This is a genomic window from Streptomyces sp. JLBJ103, assembly GCF_058215575.1.
Map to the genome: position 1 here is coordinate 6932083 of NZ_CM177089.1, position 15310 is coordinate 6947392.

15 protein-coding genes and 5 pseudogenes are annotated in these 15310 nt (G+C 69.1%); 10 read left to right on the top strand and 10 right to left on the bottom strand.

Annotated features, from left to right (window positions below; genetic code table 11):
- Positions 1 to 19: 19 nt before the first annotated feature.
- Both AC4BEG_RS30325 and AC4BEG_RS30330 read right to left on the bottom strand, forming a co-directional pair.
- Entirely contained in the window at positions 20 to 412 is a 393-nt protein-coding gene (locus AC4BEG_RS30325) for an integrase core domain-containing protein (RefSeq protein ID WP_490702860.1), read from the bottom strand.
- 196 nt (positions 413 to 608) lie between these two features.
- Positions 609 to 1707, bottom strand: a pseudogene (locus AC4BEG_RS30330) (helix-turn-helix domain-containing protein).
- Positions 1708 to 1852: 145 nt separating this feature from the next.
- Between AC4BEG_RS30330 and AC4BEG_RS30335 the strand changes: the two are divergent.
- From AC4BEG_RS30335 to AC4BEG_RS30345, 3 genes and pseudogenes are all read left to right on the top strand, one after another.
- Positions 1853 to 2095 carry a membrane dipeptidase gene (locus tag AC4BEG_RS30335; RefSeq protein ID WP_490702861.1) on the top strand — a complete coding sequence of 81 codons (243 nt, stop codon included), beginning with the start codon at positions 1853 to 1855 and terminating at the stop codon, positions 2093 to 2095.
- A 138-nt stretch (positions 2096 to 2233) separates the two neighbouring features.
- Positions 2234 to 2374: pseudogene (locus tag AC4BEG_RS30340) on the top strand (membrane dipeptidase); the annotation flags it as partial.
- Positions 2375 to 2436: 62 nt separating this feature from the next.
- Positions 2437 to 2667, top strand: coding sequence for a hypothetical protein (locus AC4BEG_RS30345; protein ID WP_490707347.1), 231 nt, complete (start codon positions 2437 to 2439; stop codon positions 2665 to 2667).
- Between the two features lie 10 nt (positions 2668 to 2677).
- Here the strand turns inward: AC4BEG_RS30345 and AC4BEG_RS30350 are convergent, their stop codons facing one another.
- A complete protein-coding gene (locus AC4BEG_RS30350; protein WP_490702862.1) occupies positions 2678 to 3523 on the bottom strand; it encodes an alpha/beta fold hydrolase in 846 nt (281 codons plus the stop codon).
- Positions 3520 to 4719 (bottom strand): FAD-dependent oxidoreductase, encoded by a 1200-nt coding sequence (locus AC4BEG_RS30355; RefSeq protein WP_490702863.1) that lies wholly within the window; start codon positions 4717 to 4719, stop codon positions 3520 to 3522. Before AC4BEG_RS30355 ends, AC4BEG_RS30350 begins: the two co-directional genes overlap by 4 nt.
- Before the next feature lie 134 nt (positions 4720 to 4853).
- Between AC4BEG_RS30355 and AC4BEG_RS30360 the strand changes: the two genes are divergently transcribed.
- Entirely contained in the window at positions 4854 to 5600 is a 747-nt protein-coding gene (locus AC4BEG_RS30360) for a TetR/AcrR family transcriptional regulator (protein WP_490702864.1), read from the top strand.
- Between the two features lie 11 nt (positions 5601 to 5611).
- Here the strand turns inward: AC4BEG_RS30360 and AC4BEG_RS30365 are convergent, their stop codons facing one another.
- On the bottom strand, positions 5612 to 6052 hold the full coding sequence (locus AC4BEG_RS30365; RefSeq protein WP_490702865.1) for a hypothetical protein: 441 nt from the start codon (positions 6050 to 6052) through the stop codon (positions 5612 to 5614).
- A gap of 301 nt (positions 6053 to 6353) precedes the next feature.
- On the opposite strand from AC4BEG_RS30365, the pseudogene AC4BEG_RS30370 reads away from it, so the two are divergent.
- The 3 genes and pseudogenes from AC4BEG_RS30370 to AC4BEG_RS30380 all read left to right on the top strand — a co-directional run.
- A pseudogene (locus tag AC4BEG_RS30370) lies at positions 6354 to 7080 on the top strand (IS5 family transposase).
- A 37-nt stretch (positions 7081 to 7117) separates the two neighbouring features.
- Positions 7118 to 7354 carry an nSTAND1 domain-containing NTPase gene (locus tag AC4BEG_RS30375; RefSeq protein WP_490702866.1) on the top strand — a complete coding sequence of 79 codons (237 nt, stop codon included), beginning with the start codon at positions 7118 to 7120 and terminating at the stop codon, positions 7352 to 7354.
- 164 nt (positions 7355 to 7518) lie between these two features.
- Positions 7519 to 7620, top strand: a pseudogene (locus tag AC4BEG_RS30380) (IS5/IS1182 family transposase); the annotation flags it as partial.
- Between the two features lie 179 nt (positions 7621 to 7799).
- On the opposite strand, the gene AC4BEG_RS30385 reads toward AC4BEG_RS30380, so the two are convergent.
- The 3 genes and pseudogenes from AC4BEG_RS30385 to AC4BEG_RS30395 all read right to left on the bottom strand — a co-directional run.
- Positions 7800 to 8717 (bottom strand): haloalkane dehalogenase, encoded by a 918-nt coding sequence (locus AC4BEG_RS30385; RefSeq protein WP_490702867.1) that lies wholly within the window; start codon positions 8715 to 8717, stop codon positions 7800 to 7802.
- Positions 8718 to 8726: 9 nt separating this feature from the next.
- Complete coding sequence (locus tag AC4BEG_RS30390; RefSeq protein WP_490707348.1) at positions 8727 to 9512, bottom strand: hypothetical protein; 786 nt, start codon at positions 9510 to 9512, stop codon at positions 8727 to 8729.
- Between the two features lie 28 nt (positions 9513 to 9540).
- Positions 9541 to 9648, bottom strand: a pseudogene (locus AC4BEG_RS30395) (IS481 family transposase); the annotation flags it as partial.
- Positions 9649 to 9835: 187 nt separating this feature from the next.
- Here AC4BEG_RS30395 and AC4BEG_RS30400 point away from each other — a divergent pair.
- The gene (locus AC4BEG_RS30400; protein ID WP_490702868.1) at positions 9836 to 11170 is read left to right on the top strand and encodes an IS701 family transposase; all 1335 of its coding nucleotides are present in this window, start codon (positions 9836 to 9838) and stop codon (positions 11168 to 11170) included.
- Positions 11171 to 11219: 49 nt separating this feature from the next.
- Positions 11220 to 12062 (top strand): MerR family transcriptional regulator, encoded by an 843-nt coding sequence (locus tag AC4BEG_RS30405; RefSeq protein ID WP_490702869.1) that lies wholly within the window; start codon positions 11220 to 11222, stop codon positions 12060 to 12062.
- A gap of 289 nt (positions 12063 to 12351) precedes the next feature.
- On the opposite strand, the gene AC4BEG_RS30410 is transcribed toward AC4BEG_RS30405, so the two are convergent.
- The gene (locus AC4BEG_RS30410; RefSeq protein WP_490702870.1) at positions 12352 to 12813 is read right to left on the bottom strand and encodes a hypothetical protein; all 462 of its coding nucleotides are present in this window, start codon (positions 12811 to 12813) and stop codon (positions 12352 to 12354) included.
- A 1-nt stretch (position 12814) separates the two neighbouring features.
- On the bottom strand, positions 12815 to 13801 hold the full coding sequence (locus tag AC4BEG_RS30415; RefSeq protein WP_490702871.1) for an NACHT domain-containing protein: 987 nt from the start codon (positions 13799 to 13801) through the stop codon (positions 12815 to 12817).
- A 460-nt stretch (positions 13802 to 14261) separates the two neighbouring features.
- Here AC4BEG_RS30415 and AC4BEG_RS30420 point away from each other — a divergent pair, with 460 nt between their 5' ends.
- Entirely contained in the window at positions 14262 to 14996 is a 735-nt protein-coding gene (locus tag AC4BEG_RS30420) for a dienelactone hydrolase family protein (protein ID WP_490702872.1), read from the top strand.
- The last annotated feature ends 314 nt before the right edge of the window (positions 14997 to 15310 follow it).

Genomic DNA, 15310 nt, shown 5'->3' on the forward strand with positions numbered 1-15310 from the left:
CTGCGGCGATGCCGTTCGGTCAGGCAGCCTGGCGGTACTCGTTAATCAGGCCACCGAGGACGGGCTGTCGTTCGATTCGATGGGCCTTGAGGTCGGTGACGTTGGCCAGAGCGGGTAGTTCGGTACTGTCCGGGGGCAGTTGCTGCCGGAACTGGTGGGGGCGGTGCCGGTTGTAGTGCCGGATGCACTCGGTCAGCACCTTCACGGCATGGGTCTCGTTGTAGATCAGGATCCGGTCGATGACTTCGCGGCGTAGGGTGCCCACGGCTCGCTCGCAGACTGCGTTCGCCTTCGGTGCCCGAGGCGGGCTGAGCAGGATCTCCATGTCGTCGGCCTGGAAGACGGCGTCGAAGGCGCTGGTGTACTTGCTGTCCCGGTCCGGAGGAGGAAGCGCAGGGTGTCCATCCGGCATCCCAGCGTCATGGTGAGGTTTCTGGCCTGTTGGACGGTCCGCCGGGCGGTGGGGCGCGCGGTGACGCCGGCGAGGTGAACACGCCGGGTGCCGTGTTCGATGAAGACCAGGGCGTACAGGCGCTTGAGGAGATGGTGTCGAGGTGGAGGAAGTCGGCGGCGAGGATTGCGCTTGCCGGAAATCTCATCCGTGCAGGTCATGCGGCATGTCGGTACTCGTGGAGCATGCCGCCGAGGCGCTCGCGTCTTCGTCTGTCGAGACTGGCGATCTGGTCCGGTTCGGTGATCGGCGCGGGTAACGGGTGCAGCGGTCGGGCGTTCGCGAGGCCCTGGTGTGGCCGATGAGCGTTGTAGAACTGCTCGAACTCCCGCGGCGCATGGAGCAGGTGCTGCTGGTTCCAGATCAACGTCCGGTCCAGCAGTTCACGCCGGCAGGTCTGCACCCAACGCTCCGTAATCGAGTTCATTCTCGGCATCCGAACGCCGCTGAGCATGACCACAATCCCCGCATCTGTAAGGACGGCATCAAACAAGGCCGGGGAACTTCCCGTCCCGGTCCCGAATCAGGAACGGCGCCCGGCAGCCCGCGTCCTCAAGGTCCGTGACGAGGTTCTTGGCCACCTGCCCCACGCATGATGCGCTCGGGTGCGCGGTCGCACCCAGGATCGGGATGCGTCGGCTGGCGTGCTCGATGACCGCCAACACGTACAGTCGGGCCCCGGACAAGGTGACCGTTTCCAGAAAGTCACAGGCCAGCAGGGCATCGGCCTGGGAACGCAGGAAGTCGGCCCACGTGCTGCAGGCCCGCTCGGGTGCCGGGTCGAGCCCAGCTTCCTTCAAGATCTGCCAGACAGTGGACGCGGCGACCTTCACACCCAGGACAAGAAGTTCACCGTGCACCCTCCTGTAGCCCCAACCGGGATTCTCCTTCGCCAGGCGCAGCACCAGGGCCCGGACGGAACGCACGGTACGGGGCCTGCCCGGAGGTCTGGGCCGGGAGGTGGCCGCGTGGCGGCGTGCGAGTAGGTCGCGGTGCCAGCGCAGTACCGTGTCGGGACGGACCACCAGTCGCAGTCTGCTCAGCATGTCCCGTGGCAGCCGGTGCAGCAGTGCGGCCGGGATCGCCCGGTCGCTCGGAGTGAACCGCCCCCTCTCCTTGCCGAGTTGCCGCTCCAGCACCATGAGCTGGTGGCGCAGGGCGAGGATCTCCGTGTCCTTGTCGCGGTCGCTCATCGGCAGCAGGCGAAGCATGGCGAACGCGTGAGTTACAGCCAGGTAGCCCAGTCGCAGCAGCACGGCCGACCATCATTCCGCGGTGATCGATACCCGCGCGAGAGCGCGGCTCAACCGATCGCCATCGAAGCCCGAACACCCCGCTCACTGCCTCCCACCAGGACAGACGGATTTTTCGGCAAGCGCAGCGCTGCGCGAGACGCTGCGGATGATCGAGTGCGCCCACACCCTCGCCGAGGGCAACGCCGACGAGGTACGGCTGTGCCTGGACGGCGACGACGTCGACGCGGCGCTCGCCGACGGCCGGATCGCCCCGGTGCTGGCGCTGGAGAGCGCCCCCGGGCTGGACGCGGACGTGGAGCTCCTGCCGACCCTCCACCGCCTCGGGGTGCGCATCGCCTCGCTCGCCCACCGGGGCCGGACCGACCGCCCTGGCCGACGGCAGCGGTGAGGACGCCACCGGAAGTCGGCTCACCGAGGCCGGGGTCCGGGCGCTGACGGAGATGGAGCGCCTGGGCATCCTCTTCAACGTCTTCCATCTCGGCACCTCTGGGGTGGCCCATGTGCTGGACTGGCCACCCGCCCGGTGATGGCCACCCACTCCTCCGCCCGCGCGCTGCTGGACCACCATCGCAACCTCACCGACGATCAGCTGTGCGGGATCGCCGCGACAGGCGGCACGGTGTGCGTGAACTTCCTCGGCGAGTTCCTGGCCACCGCCCCGGCCGACCGTACGGTGGACCGGCTGGGCGATCACATTGTCCACATCGCCGAGGTGATTGGTGTCGCCATATGGGTCTGGGGCCGGACTTCATCAAGGAGGTCAGCGATGACACCACACCGCCGTGCTGCGAGGACGTCGAGTACGCGCGACTGGTGGTCCCCGGACTCGAAGGCCCCCGCGGACTGCCTCTGGTGACCGAGGCGCTGGTCCGAAGGGGCCGTCCCGAGGGGGACATCGAGAAGATCCTCGGCGGCAATGTGCTGGATCTCTTCCGCAAGGAGCTGGGCCGCCCCAGCTGAGTTTCGGCGGCTATCGCCCGGCGGCGGCCACGAAGGCGTCGATCGCGGCGAACGTGGCCTCCGGGGTCTCCCGGGTGGGGATATGGCCCCCGCCCGGGATCAGTTCGAAACGCGCCCCGGGGATGGCGGCGGCGTACGCGCGGCCGAAGTCGGGCGTGACGACGGTGTCGTTCTCCCCCCACACCGCGAGGGCGGGCACCGTCACCCGGGCGAGCCGGTGCAGCAGCTTCGGGTCGGACTTAAACGGCCCCGCGTAGGCCATCACCGCCTGGAGCGCCGCGGGCGAGGGGCCCTGGCGCGGGGCCGGTGCGCCGGGTCCGGAGTCCTGGCCGGGGCCCTGGCCGGGCCCGGAGCCTTGGCCGGGCGGGGCGGTGGGGAACCGCACCTCGTGCCCCTCGACCCGTGGTCCGAGGGCGCCAATGATGATCAGCCCGCCGATGCGGCGGCCCCTGTCGCGCACGGTCATCTCCGAGGCGATCCAGCCGCCGAAGGAGCAGCCGACGACCAGGACATCGCGCAGGTCGCGGTCGTCCAGCAGATCCAGATAGGTCTCGACGAGGTCGCCCACGTCCGAGAACCACTCGGGCCGCGGGGTGTCCTCCCAGCCCGGGTGGGTCGGCGCCAGCACCCGGGAGGTGGCGGCGAAGTGATCCACGACGCCGGTCATGGTGGCGGGTCCGCCGCCGCCGTGCAGAACGAGCACGGGCCGGCCCGTGCCCACGTCCCGCACCGTCAGGGGCAGGCCGGGGTAGGGCTCGATGGTGAATCCAAGGGATCCGGGCGACCCGGGGGAGACGGGGGATTCAGGGGATCCGGGGGATCCGGGCGACCCGGTGAATTCGCTGGCTGTGGTCATCGGTCCGTGCCTCCGGCGCGCATCGTGGTGAAGACGTCCCGCATGATCCGCAGGGCGTCCGGCTGGAAGAAGTCGACGAGGTGGTTGGCGGATTGCGCGGCCGCCGCTTCGGCGCGCGGGAACATGGCCGTCTCGTAGGTGTTCAGGGCTGTCTCCGTGTCGTCGTGGGTGGCGAGGGCGAGCGCGAGTTCCGCGCCGTCGAGCATGGCGAGGTTGGCGCCCGCCCCCGCGAAGGGGGACATCAGATGGGCGGCGTCGCCCAGGAGCGTGACGCCGGGCACCCGCTCCCAGCGGTGGCCGATGGGCAGGGCGTGGATGGGCCGTGGGACGAGCGGGCCGTCGCCGTCGGCGATCAGCGCGCGCAGCCCCTCGTCCCAGTCGGGGAAGAGGTCCAGCAGCCGCTTTCTGGTCGCCGCCGGGTCCGCCGGGTCGATGAGGCCCGAACGGCTCCACTCCTCCGGCACCTTGACCGCGGTGTAGACGCGGATCCGGCCGCCGCCATTGCGCTGGGCGCACAACCCCTTCTCATCCGCGAGGGCGAACATCGAGCCCTGGCCCACGAGTTCGGCGACGGCCGGGTGCCGGGTGTCGACGTCGTCCAGGAGACCGTCGACGAACGACACCCCGGTGTAGACCGGCTCGGCGTCGGACAGCAGGGGCCGGACCCTGGACCACGCCCCGTCCGCGCCGACCAGCACATCCGCCTCGACGGTCGCGCCGTCGGCCAGGGTGAGCGTGGGCCGCCCCGCTGCGCCGATGGCGACCGCCCTGACCTTGCGGTCCCAGCGGACCGTCCCCTCGGGCAGCGAGCCCAGCAGTAGCTCCTTCAGCACCCTGCGGTCGATCTCGGGACGGTCGTTGCCGTCGCCGTCTTCCGGCGGGGGGATGTGGAGGCCGAGGCCGGCGTCCTTGTCGAGCAGGCGCAACTCCCCGCCCTCGGGACGGCTGAGCGGCCGGAACTCCTTGAGTAGACCGGCGTGGAGCAGTGCGCGCTGGCCGGACTCCTCGTCCAGGTCGAGCGTGCCGCCCTGGTCGCGTGCGGTCGCCGACGCGTCCAGTTCGTAGACGGTCGAGGGGATGCCGTGGACGTGCAGCACGCGCGCCAGCGTCAGCCCTCCCGGCCCTCCTCCCACGATGGCGATACGGGGAATTGCGAAGGTAGCGGACATAGTGGACATGGCGACCGTGGCGGCCATGGCGATGCCTCCCTGGCTCGGAGTAGGTGCCCGGCGGATGGGAGGAGCGTAGGGCGGCGAACGCGTTCGTGACAAACAGGTTCGTCACGAACGCGCTCGCCACGAACGTGTTCGCCAACGGGTACGATGGCGCCATGACAGCGCACCCCACCGCCCCGCGGAGCCGCCGGGAACGTCCGGCGAAACCGGCCCTGACCCGGGAAGGCATCATCGCCACCACGGTCGACCTCATGCGTGCCGAGGGTCTGGGGCGGGTGACGATGCGCCGCCTGGCCAAGGAGCTGGACACCGGGCCGGCCTCGCTCTACGTCTATGTCCGCAACATGGCCGAGCTGCACGCGGCGGTCCTGGACGAGCTCCTCGGCGCGGTCGACCTGAGCCCGGCCAAGGCGGCGGGCGACTGGCACGACCGGCTGGTGCGGATCCTCACCTCGTACACCTCGGTGCTGTTCGAGTACCCCGGTCTCGCCCAGTCCGCCCTGGTGGCCCGCCCCTTCGGGAAGCACTTTCTGAATCTGGTGGAGGCGCTGCTGGCGCTGCTGGACGAGGGCGGCCTCGAGCCCGACCGGGCCGCGTGGCTGCTCGATCTACTGCTCCAGTTCGCCACCGCGACCGCGGCCGAGCACGCCCACCGTGCCCCCGGCGACACCCCCCAGGACGAGGCGGACTGGCAGGCGCTCGCCACGGTGGTGAGGGACGTCTCACCGCGGACCCATCCGCATATCGCCGCGCTCGGTCCGCGGCTGCTGTCCGGGTCCCCCCAGGACCGGCTGGCCTGGGCCTTCGATGTCCTCGTCGCCGGGGCGCGGCACACCCCGCTGCCGGAGGAGCTCTCCCCGTCCCTGGCGGACACCGAGGCCACCGAGGCCACCGGCGACTGAGGCGGTGGTGCTCAGCCGCGCCCGGCGGGCCGCTCGCCGGTGGTGATCCGGGCGATATTGGACCGCTCGCCGTAGGTGAAGGGCCGGACCCGATAGGAGGCCCGCTTCTCGTTCGGCAGGGTGATCAGCCCGAAGGAGTTGATGTCCGGGTCGAGTACGGCGACGGGGCGGAAGGAGCCGCCGCCCCGGGGCCGGTCCTCCAGCAGATAGTCGCGCTCGCCCTCGGCATGGTCGGTCCAGGTGAACCGGATGCCGTTGGCGTGCATGACGGTCGCGCGCAGATCGGTCGGGGTCGCGGTGGGTCGCCGGACGGGGCTGGTGCGCACCCCGGCCCGCCGGATGGTGCGCGGCGGCGCACATGTGTGCTCCTGGTGCTGTTCCGCCTTGGTGAACGACCCCTTCGGCAGGGTGACGTCGACCGGCCGGGACGCGGGTCCGTAGTACGGCCGCACCCGGTAGGAGAAGTGGGTCTTCGGGATCAGATCCGGGTGCTGGTAGGTGGTCTGGCCGAGCGGGGCGTAGGTGAGGATCTGCGCTTGCCGAAAATGTCATCCGCCCTGGTGGGAGGCGGTGCGCGCGGTGTACCGGAGGTCGAGCGAAGTCGCCGAAACAGGCGCTCTCGCGAGGCTGGCGCTCACCGCGGCAGCACGATCGATCATCATGACGTGCTGACGGCAGCTGCGCGAGAGCGCCGACTCAGACGACCGCGGCCAGATTTCGGGAAACCTGATGCACCAGCCCCTACCAGGGCGGATGAGGTTTCTGGCAAGGGCACTGCTACCGGCGCCGCCCTCAAGGTTGAAGACCGGTGTACTGGTCAGCGGGTGTGCGTGGCGAGCCCTGCCACCGTGCTTCGGCGTGTCGAAGTCAACCGCCCACCGTCGGTTTCTGATCTGGTCCAGAGCGGGTGTGTGGGGCCGGCTGCACGAGGCCGTCCTGCACCGGCTGGACGACGCCGGTCTGGTCGATGTCTCCCGCGTCGTCCTCGACTCCGCCCATGTCAGGGCGAAAAAGGGGGCGAACTTGCAGGTCCGTCGCCCGTGGACCGGGGCAAGCCGGGTTCCAAGATGCACATCCTGTCGGACGCGAACGGCCTGCCCTCCGCGTCGGTGTCTCTGCCGCCAATGTCCACGACAGCCTCGGACTGAAGCCGATGGTCGCCCATTTCCCCATAGGACACGAACTCCACGGCGACCATTCCAAGCCCAAGCGGCTGCACGCCGACAAAGCCTATGACCTCTCTGGCTTGCGGCAATGGCTGCGCAGCCAGCACATCGGCGTCCGCATCGCCCGTAAGGGCATCGACTCCAGCGAACGACTGGGCCGTCGCAGATGGGTCATCGAACGCACCATCTCCTGGCTCACCGGCTACCGCCGCCTGTCACCCCGCTACGAGCGCCATCCCCGCAACTACCTGGCCTTTCTCGGACTCGCCGCAGCCCTGTGCTGCTACAAGCGCCTCCTCAAACCGACCATGTAGGACACGGTGTAAATAGTCGATGCTCTTCACATGGAAGATGAAGACGAGGAAGGCGGCGGCCCACCGCATTCCCGTCAGGGACGGCAGCCGGTCACCACCAGCCGCCTACGTCATGGAGCTGGCGCGGAGCGACTGGTTCACCGCCGTCTTCGCCCCCTCCCGAAGCGGCAAGTCCTCGCTCCTGCGGGCAGGGCTGATCCCCGCGCTCCGGAACCCCGGGAACGGCGGTGGCGCCCGTCGGCTCCACCGCCGCCCGCCGTCATCCGGGTCCTGACGCCGGGCGAGCACCCGGCCCGCACCCACCGCGCGGCGCTGACCCCGCAGGCGGGGTGTGGACGACGGGGTGGTCGACCTCGACGCGCCCTCGCGTCACCAGCGGGCGCTGAGCCGTCGGAGTCATCATTCCCGCGCCGGCGCTCCGATCACGACGCCTTCAGCGAACACCGCCCTTCCTCCTCGTCCTCCCGGTCCTCCCGCGTCTACTGGGCGATGACCCATGTGATGGTCCGCCGCCTCACCGGCGCGAACACCCCTACCTGACGCCGGCGAGAAGAGTGGGGTACCCCTACGCCGACAACCGTCCGGTCCAGGCGTCATGAGGCCAGGCCGACGGCCGCCGGGGTGCCGATGCCGTCTGACGCGGAAGACCGCGCGGGAAGACGGGTCGGGAACCGGGGTGGCGCCGCCCCTCGCCTGGGGAGGTGCACCGCGCCCGGATGTCAGCTTCCGGCGATGAAGCGGTTCACGATCTCCGCGAACTCGGCACCCCGGTCTTCCTGGAGGAAGTGTCCGCCGTCCTTCACCACGACATGCTCCTGCGCCGCGCAGCCGGGAACGAGCTGGAGGAAGACCCGGTCGGCACCGCGGGTGATCGGGTCCCGGTCGCTGAAGGAACACAGAAAGGGTTTGGCGAAGCTCCGAAGCTTCTGCCACGCCCGGCGGTTGGGCTCGGCGGCGGGATCGTCCGGGGACACGGGTACCAGCACCGGGAACTGCCGCGCCCCCTCCTTGAACGTCTCGTCGGGGAAGGGCGCGTCATAGGCGGCGACGACCTCGGGAGCAAGCGCTGTCGTGCAGCCGCCGTTGACGATGTCGCCCGCGCGGAACTCCGGGGTCTTCTGGCTGAATTCACGCCATGCACGGAAGGCGTCGCCGGGATCGCGGTCCCCGGTGGGCAGGAAGGTGTTCGCCACGACCACCCGCGCGAAGCGGTCGGGTGCCTCCGCCACCAGGCGCAGGCCGATGAGTCCGCCCCAGTCCTGGCACACCAGGGTGATGCCGCGTAGGTCCAGCCGGTCGAACAGAGCCTCGCGTATCCAGTCCACATGGCGCTGGTAGGTGTAGTCCGAGCGCAGGGCCGGTTTGTCCGACCTGCCGAAGCCGACGAGGTCGGGCGCGACGCACCGGTGCCCCGCCGCGGAGAGGACCGGAATCATGTGCCGGTAGAGGTAGGACCAGGTTGGTTCCCCGTGCAGCAGCAACACGGTCTCGCCCGAGGAACCGTCGCCGTCGTCGACGTAGTGCACCCGCAGCGACTCGTCGCTGCCGTCGCCCGCCGCCACGTCGGCATAGTGGGGTGCGAAGGGGTAGTCCGGAAGGTCGGCGAACCGCTCATCAGGCGTACGAAGGCTATTCATAGGACGACTCTAGGGGGATGTACGGTCTGCCGGAGGTGGCCAATCAGCCTTCAGGAACGTATCCCTTCCCGCGCTGCGCCACACCGTATGCAGGCCCAGCATGCCGCCGGTGCGGAGTCCGGCACGACCCCGGTGGGAGGGGGAAGCCCCCGCCGACTGAGGTGGCGATACCGGCGGACGATGGGTTCCAGGTAGTCCACGTGCGGCCCGGCCAGACCGGCCCGTCATTGCGGTGGTCAAGGTGCCGAGGCTCACGTAGACGAGCGGACGGGAGGAGAGGGAGCGATCCAGCCACCCGGGGAGGATGGTGCGGAATCCCGCGACGGTGCGTCGGACCGGGCGTGCCGAGGGTGGGGGAACCGGGTAGAACCACTCGACCGGCGCGGGGGCGACCATCGGAGGAAGCACGGGCGTGTCCTGCTCGTACTGTTTGTAGAGGGGAAGCAGCGCGGGCGCGATATCGATGTCCCAGAGGTCCAGAAGCACCGGTCCGAGGCCGTTGTCCGCTGCGAGCAGAGGCAGCCCCAGGACCTTGGCCGCGAGGTGCGCGCCGAGGTCGCTGCACTCGGCGATCACCAGATCGGGCCGTGCCCGTGTCCACGCGATGAGCAGGTCACGGGCCTTCGCCTCGGCTTGTTCCGGCCAGAGGTGGCCGAAGACGTACCCGTTGAAGCGCGCGTTCCCCAAGCCCGTCCAGATCTCGCTCGCCGTCTGCTGAACGAGGGGATCGCAGGTCCAGTTCGTTCCGGCGCCGTGGAACTCCGCCCCGCGCCGCCGGGCTTCGCGGCGGAACATGACGGGGGCGTACAGCGCGACGTGGTGGGACCTGGAACCGTTCGGCGGCTCGCCGCAGAGGCCAGCCGTCGTCGACGACGCACCGGGCCAGACGCAGCCTGCCGGTCGGAGTCAGCGGGGCGTTACGGTGGATCACGAGGGCCTCCTGCGTGCCGGTGGTAGATGTCGCAATCCACACCGAAACCAGAGGCCCTCGCCTCGTTCAAGGACCACTCAGAGCGTGTCACCTGTCACCAACGTCCCCGGACCACACACCTAGTAGTGCTTGGTCAGGTTCATTCGCTGGTGGCGTGTCCGTCTGATTGGTGCGTCGTTGACTGGGTGTGATGGGTGGGGAGTTGGCTGCGGTCCGGTGTGATCTGGAGGACTTCGCGGCGGAGATGTTCGATTCGTTCGGGCGGGCGGATCAGCGCCGGTGGGGCGGGGTCTATCTGCGGGGCCTGCTGCTGGAGGGGCGGCGCAAGTCGGTGGAGCCGATGGCCGCCCGGCTGGGTGAGGACGGCAACCGGCAGGCCCTGGCCCACTTCATCACCACCAGCCCGTGGGAGGCGGCGCATGTGCGGGCCCGCCTGGCATGCCGGATGCAGCAGGTGATCAAGCCGACCGCGCTGATCGTCGATGACACGGGCTTCCTCAAGGACGGGGATGCGTCGGCGTGTGTGGCCAGGCAGTACACCGGCACCGCCGGCAAGGTCACCAACTGCCAGGCCGGGGTGTCGCTGCACCTGGCATCCGACAGTGCGTCGGCGGCTGTCGACTGGCGGTTGTTCCTGCCCGAGAGCTGGGACCCCGCTTCACCGAAGGCTGATGGAGCCAAGGTGGCCCGCCGCACCAAGTGCGGCATCCCTGAAGAGGTCGGCCATGTCGAGAAGTGGCAGCTGGCCCTGGACATGATCGACGAGACCAGGTCGTGGGGCATCGAGGTCCCGCTCGTCGTTGCCGACGGCGGCTACGGCGATACGGCAGCCTTCCGGCTGGGCCTGGAAGAACACGGCCTCAGCTACGCGGTCGGCATCTCCACCACGACCACCGCCCAGCCGGAAGCGGCACGGCCGCATACCCCGCCTTATGGCGGTCGAGGCCCCCGGCCTCAGCCCGTCTACCCCGAGCCTGCCCAGACGGTGAAGAAGCTGGTCATCGCGGCCGGCAAGCAGGCCGCAAAGCCGGTGCAGTGGCGCGAAGGCTCCCGCCCGGGCAGCGGCCGCAGCGGCTTCAAACGCATGCACTCACGCTTCGTGGCCCTGCGGGTGCGTCCCGCCGGACGCGAGATCCGCAAGGCCGCCGGCAGCCCGGAACTGCCGGTGCGCTGGCTGCTGGCCGAATGGCCCGCCACCGAGCCCGAACCCGTCCAGTTCTGGCTGTCCAACCTGCCCGCCGACACCCCGCTGGCCACCCTGGTCCGCACCGCGAAGCTGCGCTGGCGCATCGAGCACGACTACCGCGAGATGAAGCAGGCCCTGGGCCTGGCCCACTTCGAAGGCCGCACCTGGCGAGGCTGGCACCACCACGTCACCCTCGTCTCCGTCGCCCACGCCTTCTGCACCCTCCAGCGCATCACCCGCTCCCCAAAAGAGACGGCGTCGGCCCGAGTCTCTACCAGGTCGCCCGCGAGCTGCGGTCGGTGGAACCCGGGTGGTGTGTTGTTGCACCTGCCGTAGCGGCATGTGGTGTCGTCGAGGCACCACAGCACGAAAGGCTCCGTCTGCGATGTACCCCTCCATCACACCGCCCCGCCAGGTCAAGATCGGCGCTGCTGCCGCCTTCGCCGGGACCACCCCCCGCGCTATCCGCCACTACCACCAGATCGGTCTGCTGCCGGAACCCGAGCGCGGTGGAGACGGCCGCCGCCGCTACGGCTACGCCGACATGATCCGCCTGTTGTGGATCCGCAGAATGGCGGAGGTCGGCATCAGTCTGGACGACATGCGAGCTGCCTTCGACGAATCCGGGGACATCGAGGAGACCCTGGGCCGGCTGGAGGAATCCCTGGCTGCCCAGGAGGCCGACATCAAACGTCAGCGCGCGGCCGTCGGGCGCCTGCGGGCTGTGGGCAGCCCGCAGGGCCTGCTCTCCGAGCTGGTGACGGATCGGCTCAGCCACCTGCCCCCTGGCGCATTGCGCGCCTCCGACATGGAGGCCCTGCTGGTCACGGAACGGATCTTCGGTCCGCTCGGCTCCGCAATACAGGCCAGCGTGTACATCGTGCTGGCCACCCATCCCGACCTACGGGCCGAGGAGGACCGTCTCGACGAGGCTGAGGCCGCCCTCGACGACGGCGTCGACCCCGATGACCCGCGCGTCGAGGAAATCGCCGTACAGCGATACACCCACCACATGGCCCTCATGCAGGCCATCACGGCAGCCGGGCTGGACACGGCCGATGACGAGCTCTTCGAGACCTGCGACGCCGACCTGGCAGAGGAGGAGGACACGCAGATGGGCGCCTCGGAGGCGATCACCAAGATGCCCTACGACTTCTCTCCTGCCCGGATGCGCTGCATGGAGCGCGTGGCACAACTCGTCGGCCAAGACGCCTGCGCAGACAGTTGATCGCCTGTGCCCGGTACCGACCTGGCCGGCATCCCATCGCGTCCACCTGTACGTGACCGGCCACATCAGGAACCGGTCAATCCGAAACCGAGAGTGACATCTCAACTGGCCGTACGTGGGGATTCCGGACTGGCCGCTGACACCTCAGCCCATCCGCCGCGCGAGGGACGCCACGACGCCTCGGCCGCAGACGTGCCGTCGGTTCTCGTCGACATCTCCGCGCCGAGGCGCCCCGAACCACCTCCCGAACTCGCCGACAACTGCTGCTCCCAGAGACCTACGAAGCCAGTCAGTTGTCTTGATCGGTCAGGGGGCGGCGGCCTCGGAGCGAGGTGAGGACGAGGCGGCCATAGCGGGTGGTGAGGAGTGCGGCGGTTGCGGCGAGGGCGCCGGTGGTTGCGGTGAGGAGGTGCCAGGGGTTCTGGTCGCCGAGGACTTGGAGTGCGCCCCGGGCGGTGCCGAGGGGGAGGCCGAGGATGGTGAGGATGCCGAGGGCGCCGCTGATCTGCTGGTTTTCCTGGGTCTGGATGAGCCGGTTGTGGTCGGCTGCTTCGGCGAGGATTTCGGTGAAGCGGTCGGAGAGGCGGTATTGGTGCTGGTAGGCGATGAGGAGGTCGTTGGCGGTGCCGTGGGTGGTGAGGTGCTGGCGCCAGTAGGTGCTGCGGAAGTGGGCGATCCGGCGTTCGAGGCCGGCGAGGCGGTTGGCTTCGCCGGCGTCGGCGAGGACCTGGTCGATATGGGTGCCGATCAACTCAGCAACCGTTGGGGTCCCCGCGATGTCCAGGGCGTTCTGGAGGCGTCGTGCCAGCGGCGTGGACAGGACGGCGGGGCCGGTATCCGAGGGGCTCGCGGTCGGTCGGTGCGTCCGTCAGGCGCAGCATGCTGAAGCGGGGGACGCGCTGGGGATCCACGCCGTTGGTGTACATCTGCTCGACCAGTTGCTCGGACCTCGCGCTGGAGCAGTCGAGCAGGCGCCGGATCTGCGGAGAATCGGCCAGGAAGGAGACACGGGAGCTGAGCACGACGCAGGACTCGGCCGACAGCACCGAGGCCAGGTCCGCGAACAAACGCAGGAATCCCTTGGGGCTGGGCTCGTCCACGGCCTCGTCGACGGCATCCAGGACACACAGGGCTGAACCGGAGCGGATCAGGTACAGAAACAGGTCGAAGGCGCGCGCCCGTTCGCCCGGCACACAGGGCGCCAGCATGCGGGCCACGTATTCGGCAAAGGCCTCGTCCTTGGGCTTCAAGCTGAGGTCGAAGTAGAAACGGAAACGGCGCGCCGTAGCGGGAGTGTCATTGACCAGGGCGCGCAGCAGGGTACTTTTGCCGCTTCCCGGCTTGCCGATGACCAGGACGTTGGCCGACTCCTGCATGAGCCGGGCCAGGAGTGGTTCAGCGTCTTCCACATCGCTGATGCGGGATTCGCCGGTGCGCGGGTCGCTGGTGAACAGGGCACCGGGTAAGGGCTGACGCTCGCGCGGCATCTCCGGTGCGGCCGTGGCGCAGGAGGCCAAGTGGGTCTGAAGGTCGACGATGGTGTCGATGAACCCTTCGTAGCCCACGATTCGGTAATCCTGCCCCAGCAGTGGGCGGACCTGGTCCACCGCATCGTCGAGGATGACGAACCGGGTGAGCTTGGGCAGCCGGGTCTTGAGCAGTTCACCGCCGGTGGTCTCCAGCACGTTGCGCAGCTCGGCGGCATGGTTGTACTTGCGTTCGAGCTCCCGCATCGTCATGCCGCCGCGATGGTCCCGCCGGATCGCCGCGTACAGCTCGACCTAGCGGGCGGGAAGTACTCGGCGGCGTGGGTCTCCAGGCTCAGCGCGGGCTTCACCGTCAGTCGCACTGACAAGCTCACGCCCGGCCAGAGAGACGCCAACCAGGTCCTCGCTACGGCCAGGTGACCCGCAGCGGACGGGCAGCGCGGCGACTGGGTTCCGAGTCCGAGGCCATCCTCGCCAACCCGCAATGGGGACTTGCGTGCTGGCGTTGGCTTGGTCCAGTGGACTACGCTGCGCGACCATGATTACCGGGACGGCCTCGCGCCACACACGGATCGGTGACCCGGTGCTCTTCTGAGCGCCGTACGGGCCGGTGCGGGCCCGCTGTTCGAGCGAGGATCTGGCGCTGCTGCGCGAGCTCCGCCTCTGTCGTGTTGATCACAGGTTCGACATATCAACCACGACAGGAGGATTCATGCCCATCAAGACGCTGCAGATCGCTACCGTGGACGGTCAGGCCGACGCATTCGCCGCCTTCCCCGACTCCGGTGAGCGGCACCCAGGGGTGCTGATGTACGCGGACGGCTTCGGTATCCGGCCCGTACTGCGGGAGATGGCCCACGAACTGGCCGGGCACGGGTACTACGTGCTCGTCCCCAATCTCTTCTATCGGCACGGCCCGGCACCGGTGGTCGAGCTTCCCGAGCACATCGGAGAAGAGGCCCGGCCCGCGGTCTTCGCCCAGCTGATGCCCTTGATCGAGGCGCACACCACCGAACGTGTTCTGAGTGACGCCGACGCCTACCTCAGATTCCTCACCACCCAGCCCGAGGTCGACGCCGGACCGGTCGCGGTGACCGGCTACTGCATAGGCGGCCTCCTGGCGATGCGCACCGCCGCGGCCCACCCCGGCCAGGTGGCCGCCATCGCCGCATTCCACGGCCCCGTGGGCATCGACGGACCCGACCTCTTCTCCAAGCTCACCGCCCAGGTCCACCTCGGCCACGCCGAAGGCGACATGACACCCGAGGCACTCGGCGAGCTCAACCAGGCCCTGGATGCCGCAGGTGTCGGCTACACCTCCGAGATCTACCCCGGCACCATCCATGGCTTCACCATGTCCGACACCGACGCTTTCAGCGCCTCCGGGCTGAAGCGCCACTGGGATCGCTTGCTCCCCCTCCTGGACCGCACCCTGGCCATCAGCTGAGGCTCCAGCTTGGATACCGACCTGAAACATACGGCTCCGGAGTCCTAGGGGTTGGTTGATCACCCTTTCGGGTGATCGGAATTGAGTGTGGCTGTTCGTACTCCAGTGCCCGTGTAACTGCCTTGCGATCAAGGTCAGTTACACGGACGCTGGGGGGCGGATGGTGGATGCCGAGGTACGTGTTCGGCTTGCCGAGGACGAGGCGTCCGAAGGTCTCGCGTGGGCGTCGTGCCGTTGGAGATGCTGTACGCGGCCGAGCCGTGGCGGACGTTCCGCTGGTACATAGGGCAGAAGCACTATTCGGGTTCGTACTG

What these genes read in the sequence shown, in the direction of transcription:
- AC4BEG_RS30325 (WP_490702860.1), bottom strand. Translation starts at nt 412, where the DNA reads ATGCCGGATGGACACCCTGCGCTTCCTCCTCCGGACCGGGACAGCAAG.
- AC4BEG_RS30335 (WP_490702861.1), top strand. Translation starts at nt 1,853, where the DNA reads ATGATCGAGTGCGCCCACACCCTCGCCGAGGGCAACGCCGACGAGGTA.
- AC4BEG_RS30345 (WP_490707347.1), top strand. Translation starts at nt 2,437, where the DNA reads ATGGGTCTGGGGCCGGACTTCATCAAGGAGGTCAGCGATGACACCACA.
- AC4BEG_RS30350 (WP_490702862.1), bottom strand. Translation starts at nt 3,523, where the DNA reads ATGACCACAGCCAGCGAATTCACCGGGTCGCCCGGATCCCCCGGATCC.
- AC4BEG_RS30355 (WP_490702863.1), bottom strand. Translation starts at nt 4,719, where the DNA reads ATGGCCGCCACGGTCGCCATGTCCACTATGTCCGCTACCTTCGCAATT.
- AC4BEG_RS30360 (WP_490702864.1), top strand. Translation starts at nt 4,854, where the DNA reads ATGACAGCGCACCCCACCGCCCCGCGGAGCCGCCGGGAACGTCCGGCG.
- AC4BEG_RS30375 (WP_490702866.1), top strand. Translation starts at nt 7,118, where the DNA reads ATGAAGACGAGGAAGGCGGCGGCCCACCGCATTCCCGTCAGGGACGGC.
- AC4BEG_RS30385 (WP_490702867.1), bottom strand. Translation starts at nt 8,717, where the DNA reads ATGAATAGCCTTCGTACGCCTGATGAGCGGTTCGCCGACCTTCCGGAC.
- AC4BEG_RS30390 (WP_490707348.1), bottom strand. Translation starts at nt 9,512, where the DNA reads ATGTTCCGCCGCGAAGCCCGGCGGCGCGGGGCGGAGTTCCACGGCGCC.
- AC4BEG_RS30405 (WP_490702869.1), top strand. Translation starts at nt 11,220, where the DNA reads ATGTACCCCTCCATCACACCGCCCCGCCAGGTCAAGATCGGCGCTGCT.
- AC4BEG_RS30415 (WP_490702871.1), bottom strand. Translation starts at nt 13,801, where the DNA reads ATGACGATGCGGGAGCTCGAACGCAAGTACAACCATGCCGCCGAGCTG.
- AC4BEG_RS30420 (WP_490702872.1), top strand. Translation starts at nt 14,262, where the DNA reads ATGCCCATCAAGACGCTGCAGATCGCTACCGTGGACGGTCAGGCCGAC.